At 48.0% G+C, this 25,162-nt stretch carries 25 protein-coding genes and 1 tRNA gene; 4 read left to right on the top strand and 22 right to left on the bottom strand.

What is annotated here, in order from left to right; translation table 11 throughout:
• Positions 1–23 precede the first annotated feature (23 nt).
• The 15 genes from C1710_RS06985 to C1710_RS06915 all read right to left on the bottom strand — a co-directional run bounded on the left by C1710_RS06985 (position 24) and on the right by C1710_RS06915 (position 15,997).
• Positions 24–332, bottom strand: a complete 309-nt coding sequence (locus C1710_RS06985; protein WP_102281359.1) for a YlxQ-related RNA-binding protein — start codon at positions 330–332, stop codon at positions 24–26.
• Positions 322–621: an RNase P modulator RnpM gene (gene rnpM / locus C1710_RS06980; protein WP_102281358.1), complete on the bottom strand. Its 300-nt coding sequence runs from the start codon at positions 619–621 to the stop codon at positions 322–324. Before rnpM ends, C1710_RS06985 begins: the two co-directional genes overlap by 11 nt.
• 30 nt (positions 622–651) lie before the next feature.
• Positions 652–1,839 (bottom strand): transcription termination factor NusA, encoded by a 1,188-nt coding sequence (nusA, locus tag C1710_RS06975; protein ID WP_102281356.1) that lies wholly within the window; start codon positions 1,837–1,839, stop codon positions 652–654.
• Positions 1,840–1,853: 14 nt separating this feature from the next.
• A complete protein-coding gene (rimP, locus tag C1710_RS06970; RefSeq protein ID WP_102281354.1) occupies positions 1,854–2,336 on the bottom strand; it encodes a ribosome maturation factor RimP in 483 nt (160 codons plus the stop codon).
• A gap of 128 nt (positions 2,337–2,464) precedes the next feature.
• Positions 2,465–6,790 carry a PolC-type DNA polymerase III gene (locus tag C1710_RS06965; RefSeq protein WP_102281352.1) on the bottom strand — a complete coding sequence of 1,442 codons (4,326 nt, stop codon included), beginning with the start codon at positions 6,788–6,790 and terminating at the stop codon, positions 2,465–2,467.
• Between the two features lie 87 nt (positions 6,791–6,877).
• Complete coding sequence (locus C1710_RS06960; protein WP_102281349.1) at positions 6,878–8,614, bottom strand: proline--tRNA ligase; 1,737 nt, start codon at positions 8,612–8,614, stop codon at positions 6,878–6,880.
• A gap of 33 nt (positions 8,615–8,647) precedes the next feature.
• Entirely contained in the window at positions 8,648–9,925 is a 1,278-nt protein-coding gene (rseP, locus tag C1710_RS06955; protein ID WP_102281348.1) for an RIP metalloprotease RseP, read from the bottom strand.
• 23 nt (positions 9,926–9,948) lie between these two features.
• Complete coding sequence (locus C1710_RS06950; RefSeq protein WP_102281346.1) at positions 9,949–10,737, bottom strand: phosphatidate cytidylyltransferase; 789 nt, start codon at positions 10,735–10,737, stop codon at positions 9,949–9,951.
• Positions 10,738–10,754: 17 nt separating this feature from the next.
• Positions 10,755–11,516, bottom strand: coding sequence for an isoprenyl transferase (locus C1710_RS06945; protein ID WP_102281345.1), 762 nt, complete (start codon positions 11,514–11,516; stop codon positions 10,755–10,757).
• 133 nt (positions 11,517–11,649) lie between these two features.
• Entirely contained in the window at positions 11,650–12,213 is a 564-nt protein-coding gene (gene frr / locus C1710_RS06940) for a ribosome recycling factor (RefSeq protein ID WP_102281343.1), read from the bottom strand.
• Positions 12,214–12,215: 2 nt separating this feature from the next.
• Positions 12,216–12,938: a UMP kinase gene (gene pyrH, locus C1710_RS06935; protein ID WP_102281341.1), complete on the bottom strand. Its 723-nt coding sequence runs from the start codon at positions 12,936–12,938 to the stop codon at positions 12,216–12,218.
• 75 nt (positions 12,939–13,013) lie between these two features.
• The gene (gene tsf / locus C1710_RS06930) at positions 13,014–13,892 is read right to left on the bottom strand and encodes a translation elongation factor Ts (protein WP_102281339.1); all 879 of its coding nucleotides are present in this window, start codon (positions 13,890–13,892) and stop codon (positions 13,014–13,016) included.
• 109 nt (positions 13,893–14,001) lie between these two features.
• The gene (gene rpsB / locus C1710_RS06925) at positions 14,002–14,790 is read right to left on the bottom strand and encodes a 30S ribosomal protein S2 (protein WP_102281338.1); all 789 of its coding nucleotides are present in this window, start codon (positions 14,788–14,790) and stop codon (positions 14,002–14,004) included.
• Between the two features lie 150 nt (positions 14,791–14,940).
• A complete protein-coding gene (locus tag C1710_RS06920) occupies positions 14,941–15,252 on the bottom strand; it encodes a GIY-YIG nuclease family protein (RefSeq protein WP_102281336.1) in 312 nt (103 codons plus the stop codon).
• Positions 15,245–15,997, bottom strand: a complete 753-nt coding sequence (locus C1710_RS06915) for a tRNA1(Val) (adenine(37)-N6)-methyltransferase (protein WP_102281335.1) — start codon at positions 15,995–15,997, stop codon at positions 15,245–15,247. Before C1710_RS06915 ends, C1710_RS06920 begins: the two co-directional genes overlap by 8 nt.
• Positions 15,998–16,068: 71 nt before the next feature.
• Here C1710_RS06915 and C1710_RS06910 point away from each other — a divergent pair, with 71 nt between their 5' ends.
• Positions 16,069–16,704, top strand: coding sequence for a lysophospholipid acyltransferase family protein (locus C1710_RS06910; protein WP_102281333.1), 636 nt, complete (start codon positions 16,069–16,071; stop codon positions 16,702–16,704).
• Between the two features lie 44 nt (positions 16,705–16,748).
• On the opposite strand, the gene C1710_RS06905 is transcribed toward C1710_RS06910, so the two are convergent.
• Together C1710_RS06905 and C1710_RS06900 are read right to left on the bottom strand one after the other, a co-directional pair.
• On the bottom strand, positions 16,749–16,979 hold the full coding sequence (locus C1710_RS06905) for a YneF family protein (RefSeq protein WP_146002381.1): 231 nt from the start codon (positions 16,977–16,979) through the stop codon (positions 16,749–16,751).
• A gap of 77 nt (positions 16,980–17,056) precedes the next feature.
• On the bottom strand, positions 17,057–17,308 hold the full coding sequence (locus C1710_RS06900) for a DUF896 domain-containing protein (protein WP_102281330.1): 252 nt from the start codon (positions 17,306–17,308) through the stop codon (positions 17,057–17,059).
• 154 nt (positions 17,309–17,462) lie between these two features.
• Here C1710_RS06900 and lexA point away from each other — a divergent pair, with 154 nt between their 5' ends.
• Complete coding sequence (gene lexA / locus C1710_RS06895) at positions 17,463–18,089, top strand: transcriptional repressor LexA (protein WP_102281329.1); 627 nt, start codon at positions 17,463–17,465, stop codon at positions 18,087–18,089.
• A gap of 220 nt (positions 18,090–18,309) precedes the next feature.
• On the opposite strand, the gene C1710_RS06890 is transcribed toward lexA, so the two are convergent.
• The 3 genes from C1710_RS06890 to C1710_RS06880 all read right to left on the bottom strand — a co-directional run bounded on the left by C1710_RS06890 (position 18,310) and on the right by C1710_RS06880 (position 20,361).
• Positions 18,310–19,470 carry a hydroxymethylglutaryl-CoA synthase gene (locus C1710_RS06890; protein ID WP_102281327.1) on the bottom strand — a complete coding sequence of 387 codons (1,161 nt, stop codon included), beginning with the start codon at positions 19,468–19,470 and terminating at the stop codon, positions 18,310–18,312.
• An 89-nt stretch (positions 19,471–19,559) separates the two neighbouring features.
• Positions 19,560–19,647 (bottom strand) — tRNA-Ser (locus C1710_RS06885).
• Between the two features lie 93 nt (positions 19,648–19,740).
• Positions 19,741–20,361, bottom strand: a complete 621-nt coding sequence (locus C1710_RS06880) for a hypothetical protein (RefSeq protein WP_102281326.1) — start codon at positions 20,359–20,361, stop codon at positions 19,741–19,743.
• A 112-nt stretch (positions 20,362–20,473) separates the two neighbouring features.
• Between C1710_RS06880 and C1710_RS06875 the strand changes: the two genes are divergently transcribed.
• Positions 20,474–21,676 (top strand): acetyl-CoA C-acetyltransferase, encoded by a 1,203-nt coding sequence (locus tag C1710_RS06875; protein WP_102281325.1) that lies wholly within the window; start codon positions 20,474–20,476, stop codon positions 21,674–21,676.
• Between the two features lie 74 nt (positions 21,677–21,750).
• Positions 21,751–22,197 carry a nucleoside 2-deoxyribosyltransferase gene (locus C1710_RS06870; RefSeq protein ID WP_102281323.1) on the top strand — a complete coding sequence of 149 codons (447 nt, stop codon included), beginning with the start codon at positions 21,751–21,753 and terminating at the stop codon, positions 22,195–22,197.
• Between the two features lie 67 nt (positions 22,198–22,264).
• On the opposite strand, the gene C1710_RS06865 is transcribed toward C1710_RS06870, so the two are convergent.
• Together C1710_RS06865 and recJ are read right to left on the bottom strand one after the other, a co-directional pair.
• The gene (locus C1710_RS06865) at positions 22,265–22,783 is read right to left on the bottom strand and encodes an adenine phosphoribosyltransferase (RefSeq protein WP_102281322.1); all 519 of its coding nucleotides are present in this window, start codon (positions 22,781–22,783) and stop codon (positions 22,265–22,267) included.
• 5 nt (positions 22,784–22,788) lie between these two features.
• The gene (recJ, locus tag C1710_RS06860) at positions 22,789–25,125 is read right to left on the bottom strand and encodes a single-stranded-DNA-specific exonuclease RecJ (RefSeq protein WP_180961327.1); all 2,337 of its coding nucleotides are present in this window, start codon (positions 25,123–25,125) and stop codon (positions 22,789–22,791) included.
• Positions 25,126–25,162 lie beyond the last annotated feature (37 nt).

Below are 25,162 nucleotides of genomic sequence, written 5' to 3'. Positions count from 1 at the left end.
TCCACGCTCCTTATCTCGGTTAATTAGTTATTTAGTAATGAAGTCATTTTCTTAGCAAACCCTGCTTGGGTAACCGCCAATACCTTTCGTGAAGCCCCAACCGCAATACTGATTTCGTTTGCAGTAAACGCAGTTGTGATTGTCACCTGGTAGTAGCGACACTTGTCGGTAACCTTTTTTGCCGTTGCCGCACCAGCGTCGCTGGCTAACACGACCAATCGTGCTTCATCATTACGAATCGCCTTGACAACGGACGGCTCCCCACTAGTGAGTTGCCCAGCACGTTTAGCAAGCCCCAGTAATTGGAGAACTTGCTGGTGACTATTTCTCATCTTTGAACAGCTCACGACGAGCCTGCTGGTGGTCAGCATACTTAATCAATTCATCATAAAAACTGTCATCCAGTTTTACCTTGAAGACCTGATCAAAGGTGTGCTCAGCCTTCGCCTTTTCTGCGACCGCGACGTCGACTGCGACGTATGCTCCACGACCCGGTTTCTTGCCGGTTGGGTCAAGGCTAACTTCATTTTCCTTGTTGCGAACAACCCGAATTAGCTCACGCTTCGGACGCATCTGGCCGGTCACAACATCTTTCCGCATCGGTATTTTTTTCTTTTTCACTTGTTTCACCCCGCTGCAAATTTATTTTAATTATTCTTCGTCGTCAACATCAGAATCGGCTGACAAATCATCGTCGGCTGCCATTTCACTATCTGGTTTAATATCAATCTTGTAACCCGTCAAGTTGGCAGCTAGCCGTGCATTTTGGCCGTGCTTACCAATTGCCAGTGATAATTGATCGTCAGGAACCACAACGGTGCAAGCCCGCCGTGGACGTTCTTCTGTTTCATCCTCTTCGTTAGGTGTTTCAGCGGCATCACTTGCAGGCACCTCTTCTACCGGTTGTTCATCAAAAATAACGTCTTCAACGTCCGCCGGATTCAGAGCGTTAGCGATAAAGTTGGCGGGGTTTTCGTCGTATTCCACAATATCGATGTTTTCCCCACCTAACTGGTTAACGATGGCTTGTACACGTGAACCGCGTGGTCCAACGCAGGTCCCAACAGCATCCACGTTCGGGTCCGTTGAGTAAACTGCCACCTTCGCGCGGTCGCCGGGTTCTCTGACGATCTTCTTAATCTCTACCGGACCGTCAGCAAATTCCGGCACTTCTTTTTCAAACAGCCGCCGCAGCAAGTCAGGGGCAGTTCGGGAAACAAAGACCTGTGGTCCCCGCATCCGTTCGCCTTCCTTAACGTCCTTGACCCGGGTAATGTAAACCTGTAGGTGGTCATGAACGTGGTACTCTTCATTTGGCATCCGGTCATGCTTATTCATTGCGGCTTCGGTCCCGTCCGGCAGTTCCACGTATACGTAACGGCTGTCTTCTCGAGAAACGATGGCATCAACAATGTCGTTTTCCAACTTGTGATAACGGTCAGCAACCACTTGCCGTTCCGCATTCTTAAGTTGCTGGAGAACAACACCCTTCCCCGCCTGGGCAGCAATCCGACCAAAGTTAGCAGGGGTTACTTCCTGGTCAATCTCGTCGCCCAGCTCATAACCATGGCTAATCTGGTAAGCATCTTTCAGACTGATTTCTTCTTGAGGATTGGTAACCTCATCGACAACCGTCTTCTTAGCATAAACCTTGAAGGCCCCGGTGTCGGGGTCAATAGAAACCTTAACGTTGGCCTTGTTCTGCTTGTAGTTATTCTTATAAGCAGTGGCCAGGGCGTCGGTCAGGACCTTAATAATCGTGTCCTTTTTTACGCCCTTTTCCTTCTCCAACACATTCATTGCAGAAAGAAGTTCCTGGTTTTGTTTTTTGGTACTCATTGGCAGATACTCCTTTAAAACTTAATTGCTAAGCGCGCCTGGGCCACCTGCTTGCGAGGCAGTTCAATCGTTTTCTTTCTTGTCTTATCCATGTACTCAACGGTCAGGGTGTCCTCATCCACGTTAGTTAGCGTTCCTTCGTAAACCTTCTTCCCGTGTTGGCCCTTGAGGGGCGCGTACAGTGAAACATGAACGTACTGATTGATTGCTCGCTGGTAGTCCTTGGCTTTCTTCAGTGGACGTTCTGCTCCTGGTGATGAAACTTCCAGGAAGTACTGCTGCGGGATTGGATCCTCTGGTAGTGCATCCAACTTTTCACTAAGTGCGTCGCTAACGTTAGCACAATCCTCAAGGGTAATGCCGCCGTCCTTGTCAATGTAAACGCGCAGGTACCAACTGCCGCCTTCCCGGACAAACTCAACGTCATACAGTTCAAAATGGTATTCATCTAAAATTGGGGCAACCAGCTCGGTCACCGTTTCAACTACTGTCGCCACAATGTCACCTCCGTGTCTCAATTGATTGCAAGAAAAAGAGCGAGCATTGCTGCTCACTCCACGACGAGTTATTAGACATTAGCATTATAACATCACAACCATTGCCGCGCAACAGCTACCACAACCACCTAAAAATCAAAGAGAGAAAGTTGGTTTTGATCCGGCAGTCCATCTAGAACATGTTGATCCGTCATAAAGTCAATCAACGTCTGCGAAACGTGGCCCCGTTTAGCCAGGTCTTCTTTTGATAAGAATTCCTGCTCTTCACGAGCGGCCACAATCTGCTTTGCAGCATTAATTCCCAATCCCGGGATTGCCGAGAACGGAGCAATTAACGAATTGCCATCAATCAGCCACTTCGTCGCATCCGAACGATTGAGGTCAACCATCTTAAAATTAAAACCGCGCTCTAGCATTTCGTTAGCCAAATCGAGCACCGTCTCAAGATTCTTATCCTTGGCCGTTGCGTCATGGTTGCGCTCTTTTTCGACCAGCTCGTTAATCTTGCCCTTAACGGCGTTTTTCCCTTGTGACATGGCAACGACATCGAAATCACTAGCCCGAACGGAGAAGAAGGCGCAGTAATAGATCAACGGGCAGTAAACCTTAAAGTAGGCAATCCGCAACGCCATCAGCACGTAGGCAGCGGCGTGGGCCCGCGGAAACATGTACTTAATCTTACTACACGAATCCATGTACCACTGGGGGACCTTGACCTTCTTCATTTCCGGGAGGTACTTCTCAGGAATCCCCCGGCCGTGACGAACAGATTCCATTACCTGAAAGGCACTTTCTGATTTCAACCCATAGTTAATCAAGTCGGTCATGATGTTATCACGACAACCAATCACGTTAGCAATCGTTGCCACGTGGTTATTAATCAGATCTTCAGCGTTGTTATTCCAAACGTCCGTCCCGTGTGACAGGCCAGAAATCTGCAAGAGTTGTGAATAATTTTGCGGATGAGTTTCTTCCAGCATCCCGCGAACAAACCGCGTCCCAAATTCTGGCAAGCCAAGGGTTCCGGTTTGCGAGTTAATCTGTTCCGGCGTTACTCCTAGTGCTTCTGGGCTAGAAAAGAGGCTCATGACCCCTGGGTCATCCATTGGGATTGTCTTCGGGTCAACCCCTGATAAGTCCTGGAGTTCCCGAATCATGGTCGGGTCATCGTGCCCCAGAATATCCATCTTCAGCAAGTTATCATGAATTGAGTGGAAGTCAAAGTGGGTGGTTTCCCAATCAGCGCTCTGATCGTCGGCTGGGTACTGCACCGGAGTAAAGTCATAGATCTCTTTATCGTCAGGAACAATGATAATTCCGGCAGGGTGTTGCCCGGTAGTCCGTTTAACACCCGTCGCCCCTTTTGCAAGACGGTCTTCTTCCGCTTTTCGGAATTCGCGATCGTTTTCTCGCTCGTAGGCCTTCACGTAGCCGTATGCCGTTTTATCAGCAATCGTCCCGATCGTCCCGGCCCGGTAAACGTTTTTCGAGCCGAAGAGCACTTTCATGTAGTTGTGGGCAATTGGCTGGTAGTCACCAGAAAAGTTCAAGTCGATGTCGGGAACCTTATTCCCTTCAAAGCCTAAAAAGGTTTGGAACGGAATGTTTTGTCCGTCCTTAACCATTAAAGTGCCACATTTTGGACAGTCCTTGTCGGGCAGGTCATAACCGGAACTATATTCCCCCTTAGTGAAGAACTGACTATATTGACACTTTGGACAGCGGTAATGCGGCGGTAGCGGGTTGACTTCGGTAACCCCCGATAAAGTGGCCACCACGCTGGAGCCAACCGACCCCCGTGAACCAACCAGGTACCCATCCTTGTTAGATTTAGCCACTAACCGTTGAGCAATCAGATAGTGGACGGCGAACCCGTTTTTGATAATGGCATCCAGTTCCAACTTGATCCGGTCAGCAACAATTTTCGGCAGCGGGTCTCCATACCATGCCTTTGCCGTGTCGTAAGTCCGTTTGGTAATTTCGTCGTTAGCGCCTTCCATATGAGGCGGGTAAGTTCCTGGTGCCACCGGCGAAATTTTCTCAATCGAATCAGCAATCTCCTGGGTGTTATCGACTACGATCTCTTGCGCCGTTTTCTCGCCGAGAAAAGCAAAATCAGCCAGCATTTCATCGGTAGTGCGGAAGTGGACGTCCGGCCGCTGCGTATGGTTTAGCGGGTTGGCCCCACCCTGCGAGGCAATCAGCACCCGCCGGTAGTCCGCATCTTCTGGGTTAAGGTAGTGAACATCACCCGTGGCCACTACCGGCTTTTTAAGGTCATCACCTAGTTTGACCATGTTCTTGATGATCTCTTCTAGCTTGGCCTGGTCGCTGATTAGTCCTTCTTCGATTAATGGTGCATAGTTGGCCTTGGGTTGCACTTCGATGTAGTCATAGTACTTGGCCTTTTGCTTAGCTGCTTCGTAGCCCTTTTGCATCATCGCGGTGAAAACTTCACCACGGTGGCAAGCCGTTCCCACTAAGATTCCGTCACGTAATTTATCCAGCTGGCGACGTGGAATCCGTGGTACCCGGGAAAAGTAGCGAACGTTTGATAAGGAAATCAGCTTGTAAAGATTCTTCAAGCCTGCCTGGGTCTGCGCCATTAAGATCGCGTGGGATGGCCGTGTGTGACGGTAGGCATCATTATCGCCCATGTGGCTATTCAACTGGCTAGCTTTCGTTACGCCCCACTGCTTTTCTGCATCTTTTAAGAAGAGGTGTAGCAGGTGACCCGTGGCTTCCGCGTCATAGTTGGCACGGTGGTGGTGTTCTAGGGCCACCCCAAACTTCTTACTCAGGGTGTTCAACCGGTAAGACCGCAGGTGGGGGTACAAGACCCGTGCCAGCGGCAAGGTATCAATTACCGGCACATCAATCTCTTTTTCCCCATGACGCCGGTAACCGGTATTCATGAAGCCAAGGTCAAAGGAGACGTTATGTCCGGCAATGAGCGATCCCTTGCAGAATTCCCGAAACAAGTCAAATACTTCTTTTTCGCTTTTGGAACCGCGGACCATATCATCAGTAATGCTGGTAAGGTCAATCGTTTGCTTGGACAGCGGAAATCCTGGGTCGATGAACTCGTCAAAGTGATCTAACACTTCACCGTGGTGCATCTTTGTTGCCGACAATTCGATCACTTTGTCATAAATCGCGGACAGCCCCGTTGTTTCCACGTCAAAGATAACGTAATCAGCATCAAGGAGGTCATGATCGTCCGGGTTATAGACGATTGGCATCCCCTCATCAACCAGGTTGGCTTCCACGCCATAGAGCATCTTGAAATCATCGAGTCCCTTAGCAGCACGAGCGGCTTCCGGGAAGGCTTGAACGTCAGTGTGGTCGGTAATTGCCAAAGCCGGCATCCCCCACTGATGTGCCTGGTTGACGTAATCAGTGATGGTGTTAGTTGCATCCATCTGACTCATCTTGGAATGAAGGTGTAGTTCAACCCGTTTCTTTCCTGCTGGCGCCTTGTCTTCTCGCGAGCGGTGACTAACCTGGTTGATGTCAAAGGCCATCATCGTCAGGTCATGCATATAGGCATCTTCCTGGATTGGTCCCCGAACTTTCACCCAGTCACCCTCAGCCAACTTGGCAAACAGTGCCTTGTCTGTGTCACTGTTAGAAAACTTCTTAATAACAAACGATGAGGTATAGTCCGTCACTTCTAAAACAAGGATCTGCCGGCCGCTCTTGATATCCGTTACTTCCTTGCTAAAGACATATCCTTCCAGGACAACGTTCCGCTCTTCGTCAGTAATGTCTCCCATTCGGGTAACTGGTATTTTGGGATTAATTGGCTTGCCAAGAACTACTGGCCCGGCAGGAGCCGCGCTTTGGTGTTTGGCAGGTTTTTTCGCCAATTCAGCCATTGCTTTTTTGACCAGGTCCTGGTCCTTGGCTGCTTGTTTTTTACGAACCTCTGCCACCCGTTTTTGAGAGGCCTCCTGGTTGACCTTGACCGTCAGCTTAAAGGACGGGAAACCGACACGGGTATACGCATCGCCGAGCTGCTGAACTAGCTTATCTGCAAAGAAATTAGCCGCTTGTTGGCTGCTAACAGTAAGAATAACATGATGTCCATTAACGGTCGGAATACTCTGGGCCGTCATTTCGGCACCAACTGGGGAATCCCCCACTACCTGGTTAGCAACGAGTGGCCAATAGTCAACCAATAATTTTTCGTCTAGCTCATCCGTTGGCGTTGCAATCGTCAGTCGGACTTCTTTAACAATTCCATCAAAGGAATTTTCCAATGCCTCACGAAGTCGCCGGTAAACAGCTACCGGTAGTATCTTGTTAAAGGTCAACTGAAACTCCCAGCTTGAAGACTGCTGATGGACAACTACCGCTTGAATCCGACCATCAGCTAGTGCTGGTTCGTTGGCATCGGCCAGTTGAACCTGCTCTAGTAACTTTTGAAATAATTCCTGCCGACTTAATTCCACGTGGCTCCTCCTTTTCCGCAAAAACTTACTAAGAAAAAGAGACCGTGGCACTAACTTTGTCACAGTCTGTTCTTCGTCTTTCGTTCACTAGTCTTTTTGTTGCTGGTCACTAGCCGCTTGTTTTAAGAGGATGTGAACGTTGTTAACAACTTCTTCCTGCTTAACCTCAATGGTTTCACCGGTCCGGCGAAGTTTAATCTCAACAATTCCGTCCTTGGCCTTCTTGCCGACAGTAATCCGCAGCGGCAGCCCAATCAAGTCGGAATCAGCAAACTTAACGCCTGCCCGTTCTTTCCGGTCATCAATCAAAACTTCATAACCTTCATCTTCTAGGGCAGCTGTAATTTCATTGGCCATCTTCATTTGTTCATCATTCTTAACGTTAACTGGAATAACGTGAACATCAAATGGTGCAATTGATGTTGGCCAAATCAACCCGCGGTCGTCGTTATTCTGCTCGGCAATCGCTGACAGAAGCCGAGAAACACCGATCCCGTAGCAGCCCATCACAATGTCGGTAGCCTTCCCCTGCTTGTTGAGAACCTGGGCCTTGAAAGCACGCGAATAGAGGGTCCCAAGCTTGAAGATATGACCGACTTCAATCCCGTTAGTAAACTTCAATGGGAAGCCATCCGGACCAATCTCGCCTTCCTTGACGTTTCGAACGTCAGCAAATTGGTCAACTGTGAAGTCGCGGTCAAAGTTGGCGTTAATGTAGTGGTAACCATCCTCGTTGGCACCACAGGCCATGTTAACCATCCCTTTGATGTGCTGGTCAGCAATCACCTTCAGCTTCCCTGCAGTACCAACCGGGCCGAGTGAGCCGGCGTGTGCTGGTAAAACGGCCGCAATTTCTTCATCGTTAGCCAGCCGCACGCTATCAACGTCCAACACATCTGTCAGCTTAACCTCATTAACTTCGTCGTTACCACGCATTAAGACCATCACTGGCGACTCGTCCTGACCATCCTTGGCAATGTAAACCATCGCTTTAAGAATCTGGTCCGCGTCAATTTCCAGGCTTTCAGCTGCTTCGTCGACGCTATGAGCACCCGGTGTTCCCTTCTTGGTCAACTCACCTGGCTTACCCAGTTGTTGCTTTTCAGTAAACTTACTGGTTGCCTTCTCCAGGTTGGCAGCATAGCCACCGTCAGTATAAACAATTGTGTCTTCACCAATTGCTGCTGGTGCAGAGAATTCTTGTGACCCCTTGCCACCGATCGTCCCTGAATCAGCCAGGATAACCTTGTAGTTTAAACCGACTTCGTCAAAGATCGCACGGAGAGCCTTTGCCATATGATCGTATTCCACATCGAGGCCTTCGCGGTCAACAGTAAAGGAATAACCATCCCACATAATGAACTCTTTACCACGAAGGAGTCCAAAACGAGGCCGTTCCTCATCACGAAACTTATCAGTAATTTGGTATAGCAGGAGGGGCAGTTTCTTGTACGACTTCAGACTATCGCGAACGATCGTCGTAAAGGTTTCTTCGTGAGTTGGTCCCAGAAGGAAAGGACGCTTTTTGCGGTCTTCAAGCTTGAACAGGTTATCACCGTAAGATTCATAGCGACCTGACTTCTGCCACAAATCAGCTGGCAACAAAATAGGAGCTGTCATTTCAACCCCGTCATACTTGTCCATTTGCTGACGAATTAGTCGGTTGATCTTCGCCAAAATTCGTTGTGCCAGTGGCAAATACGCCCACACACCGGCAGACACCTGGTAGATGTAACCACCACGGACCAGCATTTGATGGCTGATCGCTTCCGCATCGCTTGGTGCTTCCTTCAGCGTTGGAATTAACATTCGTGATTGTTTCATTTTAATTATTTACTCCTCAAATATATTTCACAGTTAGTGAACAAAATAGCGTTGAATGTCATTATATGTGACAAGGATCATCAACAATAGCAGGATGGTGAAACCAATTAATGTCACAACGACTTCGACTTTTTCCGGAATTGGCCGGCGAATAATGGCCTCAACAATGTTTAACAACAGCTTACCACCGTCAAGTGCCGGAATTGGCAAAAGATTGACGATCCCCAGGTTGATTGACAGAGCGGCCAGAAATGCTAATACGCCATTGACACCGTAGTGCGTTGCCTGCGAAGTCCCTGCATACATTGCGACCGGACCCCCAAAGTCGTTCAAGTTAAAGCCGTGGGTAACCATATGTCCCAACACACTAAAGATCAGTGTCCCCGATTGAACGAAGGCATTCCAGCCATATTTTACCCGGGCAGCTGGTGATTTAGACAGTTCTTCTTCAATACCAATCCGTCCCACCTTCTGCTTATTAACAGTGGCAGTGGTCGTCTTTAAGCTAACCGTTTTTTTTCGGTTGCCATGCTCGTATGTCACTTTTACCAACTTGCCAGGCTTGGCACTAACCTGTTGGGAAAGCTCTTGCCAATTTTCTACCCGATGATGGTCGACACTAATAATTCGGTCACCAGTAACTAATCCAGCGCGCGCTGCCGGTCCAGCCGACTGAACATTTCCTAACCGGTTACTCCCAGTCGGTATTCCCGGAAGAGTAAAGCCCAGAATAACAAAGACAACCAACGAGAGTATGAAGTTGTTAAGCGGTCCAGCAAAATTGGTTAACATCCGGTGCCCCAAGCTCGCTGATTGAAAAAGCACATCACGCGGCGCAATTCGTACACTAGTGCCGTCCGGTTCAACAATCACCGCATCATGGTCAACGGAAAAGCGCTTCACTTCAGACTCGTCGCCATTGACATAACCAGCAATAAACAAATCATCCGTCAAGTCGTGATCCACTACCTGCACCGGAATTCCTTGTAGTAACTGGTTATTTTGATTAACATCGATCGTTTTAACTAGTTGGTTGTCATTTAAAGTAATGCTGACAGTGGATCCAGGGCGAAGGTACTCTTCATCGTCATCATCGTCACCAGCGAAACGAACATAGCCCCCCACCGGCAAAATTCTCACCGTGAAGGTGGTCCCGTTTTTTCCCCGGCGCCACCATACCTTGGGTCCCATCCCAATGGAAAATTCGCGAACGAGGATTCCAGCACGAACGGCAAAGTAGTAGTGACCAAATTCGTGAACAAGAACGATCAACCCAAAAACGAGGATGAACGTAATAATTGTGATTAGCAAAAAACCGCCTCACTCAATAGGTATTAGATAATCGCTAGTATTTGCATCAGCGGCATTACCAGCAGCATACTGTCAAACCGGTCCAAAATACCACCGTGTCCCGGGAGAATTTTACCCGAATCTTTAACGCCGTAGTAGCGTTTTAACGATGATTCAATGAGGTCGCCAAACTGCCCCATAATTGATAAGAACAGGGTTGCTAAAAGCATCAGTGGGTAGTTGTCGTACCCTACTGGGAAGAAATAGAGATAAACCGCTGCGATAATGACCGCTGACAGTGTCCCCCCGATAGAACCTTCCCAGGTTTTATTGGGACTTACCTTAGGAGCCAACTTATGCTTGCCGATCTTACGGCCAATAAGGTAGGCGCCACTATCAGTAATCCAAACGATCAGCATTCCATAAAGCAAGGTAGTAAACCCAACACCTCGTGCAGTAATAAAGGCATTAAAGCCAAATCCAATGTACAACATTCCCAGTGTCAGCACACCAGCATCATCGAAGCTAAAGCGTTGCTTAGCAATAACCGTGTATAGCAGCAGGAAGATCACCAGGATGTAAAATGCCTCCCAGCGACTAATTCCCGTTGGTAACCAGGAAAGCCAATTGCTCGGAGCAATCACTAAACAAACACCCAAAAAGCTAACCAAGGCCGGGAACGAAGTGACGAACATCTTTTTCATTGTCGTGATTTCGCCCATCGCAACTACCCCTAAGGCCAGCGCGGCAACAGTTAATGGCCATCCACCAATCAAAATTAGCGGAATGAAAATAGCCAATGCCACAACGGCAGTAATAACACGCGTTTTCAATTCTATTCTCCAATCATTTATTTATTCACCAGGCCGCCAAAACGACGGTGACGGTGTTGGAAAGTACTAATAGCAGCGCGAAGGCTGTCACCATCAAAATCAGGCCAAGCTTGGTCCACAAAAACTAACTCACTGTAAGCAATCTGCCAGAGTAAGAAATTGCTGACCCGTTCCTCACCACTGGTCCGAATCAGTAAGTCTGGATCACTAGCTGACCCCAACGGTGCAGTCATCAAGTGCTGATCAATCAACTGTTCATCAACCTGGCGGGGAGAAATTTCTCCGTCTTTAACGGACTGTGCAATCGATTTCATGGCACAAACTAACTCGTCACGCCCACCATAATTCAAAGCGAAGTTAAGAATCATCCCGTCACATTCAGCCGTATCTGCCATTGCCTTTTTAACAGCCTTCTGAGTCGCAGCGGGCAAACCATCAATGTGCCCCATTACCATCACCCGGACGTTGTGTTTCACTAAGTTAGGGACGAAAGTATTGAAAAAACGAATCGGCAACTTCATCAGATAGCTAACTTCTGATTCCGGACGCTTCCAATTCTCAGTGGAAAAGGCATACAGTGTTAGCACTTTAATTCCTAAGTCACTCGCTGCAATCGCGATCTTTTTGACGGTATTCATCCCGGCTTTGTGACCAGCAATCCGTGGCAGGTGCTGTCTTGTCGCCCACCGGCCGTTACCATCCATTATGATGGCAACATGGGCAGGAATTTTATCCATTTCTAGTTGCGGTGTTGTGTGGCTATTACTTGCTTGTTCCATAAACAGACCGCCTCCCAACTAGCCGGCATCCTACCGGCAGTAATTATGCACAAAATATATTTTAACAGATTTTAACAGAAAAAAAAGCAAGTACAAAACTGACTGTCGTCGTTTGCCTTGCCTTATAAACATCTTATTCGGTCATTAATTCTTTTTCCTTAGCGGATGATATTTCTTCTAGATTCTTAATTCCCGCGTCGGTTTCTTTTTGGACTTGATCTTCCAGGTCATGGAACTGGTCATCATTAAAATCACCATTCTTATGCCCGTCTTTCAACTGGTCCATGGCGTCGCGCCGAACGTTGCGAATGGCCACCTTTGCTTTTTCAGTTTCCGCCTTAACGTTCTTGACCAATTCCTTCCGACGGTCTTCCGTCAGCTGTGGAATCAGGATTCGAATAGCAGCACCCTCGTTTTGCGGGTTCAGGCCAAGGTTGGCCTCGTAGATAGCCCGCTCAATTTCCTCCAGGATACTCTTGTCATACGGAGTAACCAGCAATTGACGCGCTTCTGGGATAGTGATTGAAGCTACTTGGTTAAGCGGCGTCGGAGCACCATAGTAATCAACCTTTACCGGGTTCAGCAGGCTGGCATTAGCCCTTCCCGCACGAATTTCAGCTAGTCGGCGTGATAAAGCTTCGCCAGTTTTCTTCATTTTATCCTTGGCTTCTGCCAAGATCTGTTTTGAACTTGCCATAATTAATCTCCTTCGATTGTCGTCCCGATAGATTCACCCGAGACTGCTTTTAAAATGTTGCCCGCCTTATTAAAGTTAAAGACAACCAGTGGAATATGATTATCCATTGACAATGAACTAGCGGTTGAATCCATTACGTGAAGGTGTTTTTCCAAAACATCCATGTGGGTCAGATGGTCAAACTTCACTGCGGATGCATCCTTGTTCGGGTCTGCTGAGTAGACACCGTCAACCCCGTTCTTACCCATCAGGATTGCATCAGCATTAATCTCAGCAGCTCGCAAGGCAGCAGTTGTATCAGTCGAGAAGTATGGACTCCCAGTCCCACCGGCAAAGATCACAACCCGTCCTTTTTCAAGGTGACGGATTGCACGCCGCCGGATGTATGGTTCAGCAATTTGCCGCATCTCAATCGACGTTTGTACGCGCGTTGGAACACCAACAGATTCAAGGGCATCCTGCAATGAAAGAGCGTTCATAATGGTCCCCAGCATCCCGATATAATCAGCCTGGGCCCGTTCCATACCCAGTTGCTCACCAGTAACACCACGCCACATATTGCCACCGCCAACAACAATGGCTACCTGAACGCCAGATTCATAAACCTGTTTTAGTTCCTTAGCCACCAGCTTGATTTCTGGTGGGTTAATCCCAAACTTCTGATCGCCAGCAAGTGCTTCACCACTCAGTTTAAGAACAATCCGGTGATACTTAACATCAGACATAAGTTGTTCCTCCTTTGCTTATGATCCAGCAAAGGGCGCACCACTTGCTGGTACGCCCCCCCCTTCAAAAATGAACTACTTCAGCTGATCTTGCACTTCTTGTGCGATGTCAGACTGCTTCTTTTCGATCCCTTCACCAACTTCGTAGCGAACGAATGACTTCAGCTTACCATCCTTAGAAGCAACGTATTCAGCAACAGTCTTGTCAGAATCCTTAACAAAGTCCTGATCGGCTAAGCAGATTTCAGACAGAAACTTGTTGAGCCGGCCTTCAACAATCCGGTCAACAATCTTTTCAGGCTTGCCTTCATTCAGCGTTTCCTGCTTGAAGACTTCCTTTTCGTGAGCCAACCGATCAGCTGGCACGTCATCCTTAGTCATGAATTCTGGGTTGATTGCAGCAACGTGCATTGCAACGTCCTTTGCAGTGGCATCATCAGCACCTTCCAAAACAACCAGTGATGCAATCCGGCCACCCTGGTGCAGGTAAGGACCAAAGTGATCCCCATCGTTCTTCTTAACGATTTCAAAGCGGCGAATGCTAATCTTTTCACCAGTTTGTTGGGTCGTGGTTGCCAGTGCCTGCTTAACAGAAGTGCCATCATCAAATGACAGTTCTTCAGCTGTGGCAACGTCAGCCGGTTGCTTTTCCACCAGCAACTTAGCCAGCTTGCTCAGTAACTGCTTGAACGGATCAGATGCAGCTACGAAGTCGGTTTCAGAGTTCAATTCAACGATAACTGCGTTGTTACCCTCAACTTCAATGGCAGTCAGCCCTTCAGCAGCAACCTTGCCACTCTTCTTGGCCGCCTTAGCCATCCCCTTTTCACGCAACAGGTCCATGGCCTTGTCCATGTCGCCATCACTTTCAACAAGGGCCTTCTTAGCAGCCATGATCCCGACACCTGACTTATCACGCAATTGCATTACCAATTTGGCACTAATTTTTGCCATCTTCAATCACTCCTCGTGTTAATTTTAAATTCAGCTAGTAAAAAAGCTGCTTTGCACTCAGGCCCAAAAGGTCATCCTGCAAAACAGCCCAAGCGTTAACTATTTATTCTTAGTCCTTGCCTTCAGCGTGCTTCTTCAGATCCTTCAGTGAATCTTCAGAAACGGTTTGATCAGCATCATCAGCTGCTTCTTCCTTAGCAGCCTTTTGTTCATCCTGACCCTGCTTACCTTCGATGACGGCATCAGCCATCTTTGAAGTAATCAGACGAACGGCACGAATAGCGTCGTCGTTTGATGGGATGATGACATCGATGTCATCTGGATCGGTGTTGGTGTCCACCATGGCAACGATCGGAATATTAAGCTTCTTTGCTTCGTTAACGGCAATTTGTTCCTTGTGTGGGTCTACGATGTAGATCACATCAGGAATCCGTGGCATGTCTTCAATCCCGCCCAGGAAGTGTTCAAGCTTTTCGCGTTGCTTAGTCAGTACCGCAACTTCCTTCTTTGGCAGAACATCGAAAGTGCCATCAGTGGTCATCTTCTTCAGTTCCTTGAGGCGGGCAATCCGTGACTGGATAGTCTTCCAGTTAGTCAGCGTCCCACCAAGCCAACGGTGGTTGACGTAGTAAACGCCGGCACGGGTAGCTTCTTCTTCGATGGAATCCTGAGCCTGCTTCTTCGTTCCAACAAAAAGGATAACACCGTCGTTTGCGGCAACATCCTTCATGTAGTTGTAAGCAGTACCGATCATCTTGACCGTCTTCTGCAGGTCAATGATGTAAATGCCGTTACGTTCAGTAAAGATGTACGGCTTCATCTTTGGGTTCCAACGACGAGTCTGGTGACCGAAGTGAACACCGGCCTCCAGTAATTGCTTCATAGTAACAACAGCCATAATATACCTCCAAATAGTTTATCCTCCCTACCGTTCAGCTGAAACAGGCACCAATTGGCACTTCCCGTTTCATCGCGGTGGGTGTGTGTTTTGTGCAGTAAAGCACCGATTAATAGTATACAAAAACTCCCCGGGCTTCTCAAGTTCTTTTTAACTTTTCGCCCGAAGTTTTTGCAGTTGCCGACGCAAAGTTGCTAGCTTCACACCATGATGACGTAAAAAGGCTAATTTTCGCGTCCGCTGCTGGTGTTTGAAGTGGTACTCGGCGCTTAAGGCATCATGCTTGCTAGCAAATTCTTGGTAATATGCCAACTGAAGCGGGTGCCGGCTCCTTACCCGGGTATACTTTGCCCCCTTATATAGCTGGTGAGTTGCGAAGCGGCGCTGGACGTCATCGGTGAACCCGCCATATAGAGAATCATCAGCACAATATAAAACGTAAAAATAGTATTTCTTAGCCATAGAGCATCTCTTTTACTGCTGGCGAATAACCTTGTCCCTGGTGAACAATCAACGGTGCGTTAACCTTGAGTCCACCTGGTTTGCCGTCCTTAATTGCTTCAATAACAACCATGTTCGCATCACGACCCATTCGCGGGTGAATAAATTGTAACCGTTTCGCAACCAGTCGAGCAGCGGCCAATTTCTCCAGTATTTCCGCTAAGCGACTTGGTCGGTGCACCAGGTAACCATGACCGTTCATCTTAAGCAGACCGCTCATTCTGTTCACAACCGTGCTCAGATTAGTTTTAATTTCATGACGTGCCACCGCTAGATAAGGGTTAGGATTCTTCTCACTTTGTGGTAGGTTGGTAAAGTATGGCGGGTTGCAAACAACAATGTCTGCTGAATCCTTGGGGACTTCCTGGTAAACATTTGCTAAGTCGTCAGTTACTACACGATAACGATCGTCGAGTCCGTTTAAGGTGATGCTTCGCCGGGCCATATCTGCCAGCCGCGGCTGAATTTCAACCTCCGTGAAATGACCCCCGAGCTTTTCATGAAGAAACAAGCCGACCGCGCCATTACCAGCACAGAGATCCACAATCTTCAGCTGATGGCGGTGGTTTGATCGGACAAAGTGCGATAAAATAACCGCGTCAAGCGAAAAGGCAAAGACCTGGTCGCTTTGAATGATCTTAATACCAACAGCAGGGAGTTCATCAATTCGCTCACCGGCTTTTAACAATGTTGATTCCTTTGTCATATATCCCTCCGGGGTTGAAACTTAGGTTAAGATTCGTCATACTGTTGAAAACAATTATTAGGGGAAAAAGAATGTATCGTTTTTTAATCCACTTGGTAAATCCTATTTTAACGCTGATTAATGGACGTGCCCAAATCACGCACAAAGAAAACCTACCGGACGGCAACTACATCTTGGTTGCCCCGCACCGGACATGGATGGACCCGGTTTTACTAGCCATTGCGGCCTACCCAAAAGAGTTTAGTTTTATGGCCAAGGAAGAGCTTTTTGAGAACAAGTTTAACAACTGGTTTCTTCGCAAACTGCATGCCTTCCCAGTCAACCGTAAGCACCCTGGCATGTCCGCCATCAAAAAGCCGGTAAAGTTGCTCAAAGATAGCAACCTCTCAACAATCATCTTTCCGACTGGTTCCCGGTATTCTGCCCAGTTAAAAGGTGGCGCGCTACTAATTGCCAAACTAGCGAACGTGCCGCTCGTTCCCGCCGTTTATCAGGGACCGCTGTCTTTTGGTCAGCTTTGGTCAAGAAAAAAACGACGCATCGCTTTTGGTCAGCCAATCATCCTAGACAGTCACCAGCGACTAACTGATGATTATCAACAGCAGATAGAGCGGCAATTGCAGCAGGCGTTCGACGATTTAGACCACGAACTAGACCCATCATTTAAGTATGTAATGCCACCTAAGCCAAAAGATGATGATTTCTAAAACAGAGCAGAAAGAAAGGAGCCGCAGCAGCGACTCCCTATTTTTTACTTGTTAGCCTTTTTTGCTTGAACCTTCATCATCTGCATCATTTGGTGCAGTTTACGGTTCGATGGCTTTTGGCCCATCTGCATCATCATTGAACGTAACATTTCTTCAGTAATTGGTGGATTGTTGCGCAGGTAGTTTTCCATGTAACGACGTGCGCCAAAAAAGCCAATAACTACCCCGATAATTAGGGCAATGATAATGAAAAGAATTGTTAAACCGGACACTATCTTTTTCCTCCTTGAAATTACGATTCACTCAACTATCTTACACAATCTCTGCGTCATTGAAAAGCCTAATTATCAACTTAGTCCTTTCTTAAACCGCTTTTCCGTTGTGCTTGTCGTAATTTTTCAGGGGTAACCTCTTTCCCTTCTTGGTTGTAAAACTTCGTATGTTCGAGATTACTGCGAAAAGCTGCACGGAAGTTAGCTAGGTACTGTTGACGAAGCTGCTCACGTTCCTTTTTTTCGTCAGCTGTCAGTCCCTCTGCCTTATTTTTCTTTGCTAACTCGTTAATCCGTTTAAGTAGCTTATCCTGTTCATTTTCCTTTGCCATAAGTGCACCTCGTTCATTCATCTAATACCCTAAGTGTACAGAAACGGCTAATTTTTATCAAGAAAACGGACTATCTCTGCGAACATACGTTTGAAGATCGTTTTTTTTATGCTAAAATAAGATTATCAATAAATGAACAACTACGGAGGTTATTATGGCAAAGTCAGGACAAAACAAACAGATGGCAGTGCTGAGTTTTATCTACCAGCAAGTAGAAAACCAGGGCTATCCGCCAACAGTACGTGAAATTTGTGCCGCAGTTGGCCTTTCGTCCACTTCGACGGTGCACGGCCACATTAACCGTCTCATTGCCAAAGGATTTCTCCGTCGTGATCCCGCTAAACCACGTGCGCTCGAAATCACTTCAACCGGGCGGCAAATATTGGGTGTAAAAGCCCATCCAGACAAAATGCCATTACTGGGAACAGTCGCTGCGGGGCAACCAATCCTTGCCGACCAAAATATTACTGACTACTACCCTGTCCCACCAACAATGAACGACCATGACGATCTTTTCATGCTGGAAATTCACGGTAACAGTATGATTAATATGGGAATTCTTAACGGTGACAAAGTTATTGTTAGACGGCAAGAAACCGCGGAAAATGGTGAAGTCGTCATTGCAATGACAGAAGATAATGAAGCCACCTGCAAGCGATTTTTCAAGGAGGATGGTCATTACCGTTTACAACCAGAAAATGATGACATGGCCCCCATTATGCTGAACCACGTTAGCATCCTTGGCAAGGTCATTGGCCTAATGCGTGACACGATTGATTAAGTATCAGCTTGGTCCTTGGATTCAAAAACACCCCGATTCACAACAGAATTAATTTTTTCACAGTAGTTTGCATGAATAAAAGCTGCGAACCTTTCATTATGATGAAGGTTGGCAGCTTTTTGATTTTTACCACCTGACCTATACACAAATTGGTCGTGTCGTTAAAAACAAAAATGAACGAAGCAATGTCAAAATAATGGAATCGCTTCGTCCGATGGTTTTACTTATTAACTTGATACTGCCGCTGGTGACCCACTTGCCCACTTAGCAAGAACGGCGATGGGTCTTTACTGGTTTCAAAACTGACATCACTCTCCGTCAATCCTAACTGACTGTCAAACATCTTTTCGTATTCATCAACAGTCACTTGCTGGCGACTTGCTAGGTCTACAGAAACGTCATTAAGTTGATTGGCAAATCCCGGTTTTAAGACCCCGCTGTAGAATTCACCTTCGGCCCCAGAGCCGTAACTAAACAAACCGAGTCGCTGGCCAGCACTGGCCTGGCCATTCTGCAAGAATGACAGAAGACTCAGGTACAAAGATCCAGTGTAAAGGTTACCGACTTGCCGACAATACAACTGACTGGCAGTTAACGCCGACCGTAAACGACGACTATTTACATCGTTGCAATCCCCTAACAATGCGTCGAGAGCCTTCTTCCCCATCTTGGTAAACGGCAAGTGGAAAAGCAAAGCATCAAAGTCTGCCAAGCGACGGCCGGTCATCTCCTGGTAACGTCTAAAGGTCTGCAAGAAAAAGTCGATGTAGATCTGAGTTGAGTACTTTCCCTCAACCATGGCGTTTTCAGAATAAAGGGGGCGCCAAAAATCCATAATGTCGTCACTAGCCGCCACACTGACCTGGTCTAGTTCTAACAGGCGGGGGTTAGCAGTAATGGTCATTGCGACCGCCCCAGCTCCTTGAGTCACTTCACCCGGGGTGTTAATGCCATAGCGGGCAATATCCGTCCCGATAACTAATATGGCAGACTGTGGATCCATCGCAACCAGTCCCTTGGCCATCATCACACCGGCAGTTGCAGCATAGCAAGCTTCTTTGAGTTCCACCACCCGGGTAAACTTAGGGAGGCCCAGCAGCCGTTTAATGTAAATTGCCGTGGCCTTCGAGTTGTCCACTCCCGACTCAGTCGCAACCAGGACGGTGCTGATCCGCTTTTTTAATTCCGGAGTCATTAGCTTTAAAGCCGCTGCCGCTCCTAAAGTAACCGCATCCTGCGTTGGGGGAACAACAGCCTGCTTTTCCTGACCAATACCAATCAAATACTTATTTGGGTCAACACCACGTTCCTGGGCTAATTCAACCATGTCCAAATAAAACGGCGTTGTTGCAAAACTTAGTTTGTCAATTCCAATCTGCATTTTCATTCACCCTCTGATAAAAAATGTGAAAACCCCGTCGAAGCAAAGCTTGACGGGGTTTAATAACTGTTAATCTTCAACAGTAAGAAAGGAGAGTACAGGAATCGAACCTGCGCGCCGGTTTTACCCGGTTCGTCGGATTTCGAGTCCGATGCATTACCGCTCTGCCAACTCTCCAAAATTGAACAATCCATATTATACCAACAACTTTACTGAAGGTAAAGGCCCATCTGCCAAATGATTGTCACAAAACCCCTTGCTGCGAGAACACTACTGATTAGCGATGTCAAAGGTGGTTTTACCATCCTTCGCGGTATAAAGGGCCTTCGCCTCATCACTTGGGTTAACGAGGGTAATGGAGTACCCGTTGCCCAGGACATTAACCAATTGTGATGACGTTTGCTGGATGGACTTAGTAAACTTTGGCCAGCCCATCTGGTCGGCTTGGTCCGGACTTTGTGCCAGCTGGCTCAGTGCTTGTTTCATCTCGTCGTTTGTTGGTGTCACCTTAAAGGTCTTGTCAGAAGAATCAAACGATACCGTGCCAAGCTTACTGTAAGCCTTCTGCAATTGACGTAAAACTGCCGATTCCTTTTGGTCCTGACTAGCAGTGTTACCACCAGCAATTGACATTTGGTTAGCAAACTGCTGCAAGCTTCCAGAATTAGCAGCTGCACGCTGTTTAGCCGAAGTAGACTGGCTACTGGAAGCAGCATTGTTGCTAGAATGGTGCCAGTACGGCAGCTTAACCACCCCGACCACCGTCATCGCCAAGCTAACGATGACTAGCAGGGTCGCCCACTTCCATTCGTGATATTCCATCCACGAATTAGCTAGGTAAAACCCGCTTAAAATGAGCATGAGGCCACCAAATAATGCAAGAAAAATCATAACGTTCCCCTTCTCTTTCCTGTGTAAACTACTTTAATTATTGTGCTTCATTTCCGGCTTGGATACAATAGGAATAGTCATTTTTTAATAAATCAGTGAAGGGAAATGAATTATGAGTGTATCATCAGCTGCCGTCTACATTATCGGTGCGGCAAGAACCCCTATTGGTAAAATGAACGGCACCCTCGCCGGCCTCTCTGCTGTCCAACTGGGAACCATCGCCTCCAAGGCCGCGATTATGCGTTCAGGAATCAAGCCCGAGCTCATTGATCAAGTCTACTTTGGCAACGCAATTCAGGCCGGCAATGGGCAAAACCCAGCGCGACAAGTCGCGATCAACTCCGGACTCAGCCAGTCCGTTCCGGCAACCACCATAAATGATGTTTGTGCCTCCGGACTGCACAGCATTAACTTGGCTGCACAGCTTATTCGTGCTGGTGAAATGTCCGTTGCTCTCGCTGGCGGCATGGAGAGCATGAGTAACGCCCCCTACCTGTTGCGAAATGCTCGTCGTGGGTACCGTTTGGGTAACGGCAAACTCGTGGATGCACTGCAAAATGATGGGCTAATCGACGCCTTTCATCATTACCATATGGGGCAAACAGCCGAAAACGTTGCCAAGCGATACCAACTGACCAGACAAGAACTCGACCAGTTCGCCCAGAGCAGTCAGAAAAAAGCGGTGGCGGCACAACGAGCCGGTCGCTTTGATGATGAAATTGTTCCGGTAACCGTGCCAATGAAACACGGTCAAACTAAGACCATTACTCTCGATGAAGGGCCCCGCCCTGATTCCTCACTGGACAAACTAGCCCATCTTAAGCCGGCATTTACTCAAAATGGGGTGGTCACTGCCGGCAATTCTTCGGGAATCAACGACGGCGCAGCAGCACTCGTTTTAGCCAGTCAACAACTAGTCGACCAACTAGGAATTGTTCCCCTAGCCCGCTGGGATGAAGGTTCGCTGGTCGGCCTTGATCCTGCTGTGATGGGCTTAGGCCCCATCCCTGCCATCCGTCAACTATTAGCCAAGAGCCGAGTACCTCTTGACCAGGTGGACCTTTTTGAAATTAACGAAGCTTTTGCCGCCCAGTCACTGGCGGTTATCCGTGAGTTAGGGTTGCCAAGTTCGCGGGTCAATCCGAACGGTGGCGCAGTTGCCCTTGGCCATCCCCTAGCAGCATCCGGTGCGCGCATCGCTGTTACACTAGCTTATGAAATGAGTCGGCGTCATAGCAAGTACGGAGTTGCCTCCCTTTGTGTTGGCGGCGGCATGGGGGTTGCGGCATTACTCCATGGCGTCAATAACAGTTAAGACGAATCTTATTTAATTTTATTGCGATAATGTTCGTGATCGTGTAAGATAATGACATCAAGGAGGAATGAATCATGGCACGTATTTACCTTGCTGGACCTTTCTTTAGCGACCAGCAAATTGACCGTATTCACCGCGTTGAAGCAGCATTAAAAGCCAATCCATCTGTCGATAGTTTCTTCTCCCCAATGGAAACAAATACTACCGACGATAATGGACAACAATTTACACCAGAGTGGGCAAAACGCGTCTTTAAGCTGGATACCGAAGAAATTGACAAAGCCGACGTGGTCTGCGCCGTTACCGACTTTGTGCACCAGAATATGGACTCCGGGACCGCTTTTGAAGTTGGTTATGCCTTCTCATCACATACCCCGGTTGTTTGTCTGCAGGAACTTGACGAACCACTCAACCTAATGATTGGCCAGGCACTATGCTTCTACACTAAAGACGTCGAAGAACTGGCAACGTATGACTTTGATAAACTGCCAAAAAGACCTTACACTGGCAAGACCTTTTAGCTGAAAAATAACCATTAATAAGACAATCCCCATCGTACTTGGTCAAGCCAAGTATGACGGGGATTTTTTAGTATTGCATCAGTGTTTTGACATCGTAGCCGGTCAGCTTATCACGACCATGCAGGTCTTTTAACTCAATGATGAAGGCACAACCGACAACTTCACCACCCAACTGGTGAACGAGGTCGATCGTCGCCCCGATCGTCCCGCCCGTGGCTAGCAAGTCGTCAACAACCAGGACCCGCTGTCCTGGTTTGATTGCATCCTTTTCCATCTGCAGTGTTGCTGTCCCGTATTCTAAATTATACGAAGCACTAACTGCTTCACGTGGTAGTTTCCCTTTTTTACGGGCGGCAGCAAAACCAGCGCCTAGTTCATAGGCAATTGGACAGCCAACGATAAATCCACGAGCTTCAGGACCAACGACCATGTCAACCTGCTTATCTTTTGCGTAGTTAACAATCTCGCCAATTGCCTGGTGAAAAGCCTCGCCATTAGCCATCAACGGCATAATGTCGCGGTAAATAATTCCTTTCTCCGGAAAGTCCGGAATACTATCGACAATCTTGTAATAATCAACGGTCATTCGTTCTAAACTCCTTTAATCCATGTGTTTGTCAACTGTTCATAAACCCAGTTAGTCAACCGTCGCTGGTCGCTCTTCAGTAACAGTTTTTCCGCCTGAAGACGGGCCAACCGACGTTGATAAGTTGGCAGCGAACTGAGCGCGACCTTATCAGGTGACGGGTTGAAACTCAGCAAACCATCTTTTATTGTAACAAATCCCCCGTCATAAAACACCTGAATCATAAATTTTAAAGTTGCTGGGGCAATCGTTAACTCAACCGCGAGCTGTTTGATACCTGCAGGCCAGGTGATTTGACGGTGGTTCTTTAACAAGCGGTAAAGAGCCGCAAAATGCTGGCGGTCAGGCACTTCTGCTCTTCCATGGCTCTGCTGTGGCCACAACAGCAGTCGTAGCTTAGCTGGTTGCTGCGAGCTCATCATGTCAGCTGCCAATTCGCCTAAGCTCGGTGGGCAGTCGACAATCGTCACGTTTTGACCAGCAAAGTCTGTTTGGCGGGCCTCCTCGGGACTCAGGACTTTTCCGTTGGCGTTTCCCGCAACATTTTCGCGTAGCTGTTCACCATAGATTATGTAATTGCTCTCTTCACTAAACATCGCTGGCGTCAGGTAACTAGTTCGTGAATCAACTACCTCTGCCGCCGTAAATTGAAGGTCTTTCAGCATGAGTTGAACACTCTGCTTGCCTTTCCACTGGTTAATGTTAAGGGTAACAGCAAAATTGACACTCCCTGCGGGGGCCGCTGTTAACACCGGTGCGAGTTGTCCCTGGTTAAAGGCCACAATGGTCTGACGGCCACTATTTCCAGCAATATTAACCCGGAGATGGTTACCCTCCTTGCCCATGGTCGACACACTAGTAATCTGCGGCTGCTTAATTTCAAAGACTGGTGTTTCGTTACCAGGGCCAAAGGGATCTAAGCGGCGAATCTGCTTAGCCAGGAGAAGATTAATTTCTTCTGGCGATAGCTGGCCGCTAATCATTAATTTTGCCGGCCCCTTGTCTGCCAAGTGCTGGTTAGCGGCCGCCTCTTCCAACGCACTTTGCAGCTTGTCCCCTGCGTCCTGTTGAAAAGACAACCCACAGGCTTGACTGTGTCCTCCAAAGGCAGTCATTAGGTCACGATGACCATCCAATGCCTGGAAGAGGTTGAATCCCGCCGAGCTACGACCGGACCCCTTGTAAAGCTGTCCGCCGTCCGTGCTAGCAACAATGGTTGGTTTACCAGTCGCTTCTACGAGCCGTGAAGCCACGATCCCTAACACGCCCTGGTGCCAGCCATGACCACAGATGAGCAGGGTTTGTCGTTGACAATTAGCCTCTGACTGTGCCTGTTGCGTTGCCTGGGTAGTAATTTGATCAACTAACTGCCGCCGTTGCTGGTTATCATGGTCAACCTTTTCCGCCAATGATTGAGCCTCGGCCGGGTTAAGAGTCGTTAGCAGCCGGACACCATCATTAGCGTTAGCAACACGACCAAGGGCATTCAAACGCGGCGCGATCTGGAACCCGATGTCTTCAGTCGTGACGTTATCTTCGTCAACCCCGGATAGCTGGGCCAGGGCATGCAGTCCCAACCGCTGTTTTTGTTGCATTTTTTGTAATCCCAGACTAATAAGTGTCCTATTCTCACCAGCCACTGAAACCACGTCAGCAATTTCGCCGATCGCGACCAAGTCTAATAGTTCCTCTGGAAATTCTTCCAGTAGTGCCCAGGCCACTTTAAAGGCAACACCAACCCCAGATAGGTCGCCACCGGGATAGTCAACCCCCGGATACTGCGGGTGAACGATTGCGGCTGCCGGTGGCAACTGGTCAGCAAACTGGTGGTGGTCTGTGACTACCACGTCTACTCCCCGTTCATGAGCCAGCGTTAACGCCTCCAAACCTGCCACCCCGTTGTCAACGGTCACGATCAACTTTGTTCCGTCATCAATTAAACGCTGATAAACCGTCGGGTTAGGTCCATAACCATCCTGAAAACGATCAGGAATGTAGTAGTCAGCATTTGCTCCCAGCGTCAACAGCGTTTCATACATCAACGACGTACTCGTGATGCCATCAGCATCGTAGTCCCCATAAACCGTAATCTTTTCGCCAGTTTCTACAGCTTGTTCAATCCGTGTCACTGCCTTGTCCATGTCATGAAGAGCGTCTGGCTTAACAATTGTCGTCAGATCGTCGGGATGAAGGAAGGCCTCCGCTTCTTCTACCGACTGACAACCACGTTGGACCAGGATATTTGCGACCGCTGCGGGTAATTCGTCAGCCTGTTGAATTTGCTTGACCAAAGCAGGATCCACTGCATCCGGATACTGCCACTGGTAATGTGACTTGGCCATTGATTTTCACACTCTTTCTTAAAATAATCGCGGCTGC

The sequence above is a fragment of the [Lactobacillus] timonensis genome, from assembly GCF_900240275.1.
In the GTDB taxonomy this organism is placed as follows: Bacteria; Bacillota; Bacilli; order Lactobacillales; family Lactobacillaceae; genus Limosilactobacillus; species Limosilactobacillus timonensis.
Note: the sequence above shows the minus strand (reverse complement) of the source record. Positions and strands in the feature narration are given on the sequence as shown.

Excerpts from the sequence above, each read along its gene's own strand:
- C1710_RS06985 (WP_102281359.1), bottom strand. The coding sequence starts at position 332 with ATGAGAAATAGTCACCAGCAAGTTCTCCAATTACTGGGGCTTGCTAAA.
- nusA (WP_102281356.1), bottom strand. The coding sequence starts at position 1,839 with ATGAGTACCAAAAAACAAAACCAGGAACTTCTTTCTGCAATGAATGTG.
- C1710_RS06960 (WP_102281349.1), bottom strand. The coding sequence starts at position 8,614 with ATGAAACAATCACGAATGTTAATTCCAACGCTGAAGGAAGCACCAAGC.
- C1710_RS06945 (WP_102281345.1), bottom strand. The coding sequence starts at position 11,516 with ATGGAACAAGCAAGTAATAGCCACACAACACCGCAACTAGAAATGGAT.
- frr (WP_102281343.1), bottom strand. The coding sequence starts at position 12,213 with ATGGCAAGTTCAAAACAGATCTTGGCAGAAGCCAAGGATAAAATGAAG.
- pyrH (WP_102281341.1), bottom strand. The coding sequence starts at position 12,938 with ATGTCTGATGTTAAGTATCACCGGATTGTTCTTAAACTGAGTGGTGAA.
- tsf (WP_102281339.1), bottom strand. The coding sequence starts at position 13,892 with ATGGCAAAAATTAGTGCCAAATTGGTAATGCAATTGCGTGATAAGTCA.
- rpsB (WP_102281338.1), bottom strand. The coding sequence starts at position 14,790 with ATGGCTGTTGTTACTATGAAGCAATTACTGGAGGCCGGTGTTCACTTC.
- C1710_RS06920 (WP_102281336.1), bottom strand. The coding sequence starts at position 15,252 with ATGGCTAAGAAATACTATTTTTACGTTTTATATTGTGCTGATGATTCT.
- C1710_RS06915 (WP_102281335.1), bottom strand. The coding sequence starts at position 15,997 with ATGACAAAGGAATCAACATTGTTAAAAGCCGGTGAGCGAATTGATGAA.
- C1710_RS06910 (WP_102281333.1), top strand. The coding sequence starts at position 16,069 with ATGTATCGTTTTTTAATCCACTTGGTAAATCCTATTTTAACGCTGATT.
- C1710_RS06900 (WP_102281330.1), bottom strand. The coding sequence starts at position 17,308 with ATGGCAAAGGAAAATGAACAGGATAAGCTACTTAAACGGATTAACGAG.
- lexA (WP_102281329.1), top strand. The coding sequence starts at position 17,463 with ATGGCAAAGTCAGGACAAAACAAACAGATGGCAGTGCTGAGTTTTATC.
- C1710_RS06890 (WP_102281327.1), bottom strand. The coding sequence starts at position 19,470 with ATGCAGATTGGAATTGACAAACTAAGTTTTGCAACAACGCCGTTTTAT.
- C1710_RS06880 (WP_102281326.1), bottom strand. The coding sequence starts at position 20,361 with ATGATTTTTCTTGCATTATTTGGTGGCCTCATGCTCATTTTAAGCGGG.
- C1710_RS06875 (WP_102281325.1), top strand. The coding sequence starts at position 20,474 with ATGAGTGTATCATCAGCTGCCGTCTACATTATCGGTGCGGCAAGAACC.
- C1710_RS06870 (WP_102281323.1), top strand. The coding sequence starts at position 21,751 with ATGGCACGTATTTACCTTGCTGGACCTTTCTTTAGCGACCAGCAAATT.
- C1710_RS06865 (WP_102281322.1), bottom strand. The coding sequence starts at position 22,783 with ATGACCGTTGATTATTACAAGATTGTCGATAGTATTCCGGACTTTCCG.
- recJ (WP_180961327.1), bottom strand. The coding sequence starts at position 25,125 with ATGGCCAAGTCACATTACCAGTGGCAGTATCCGGATGCAGTGGATCCT.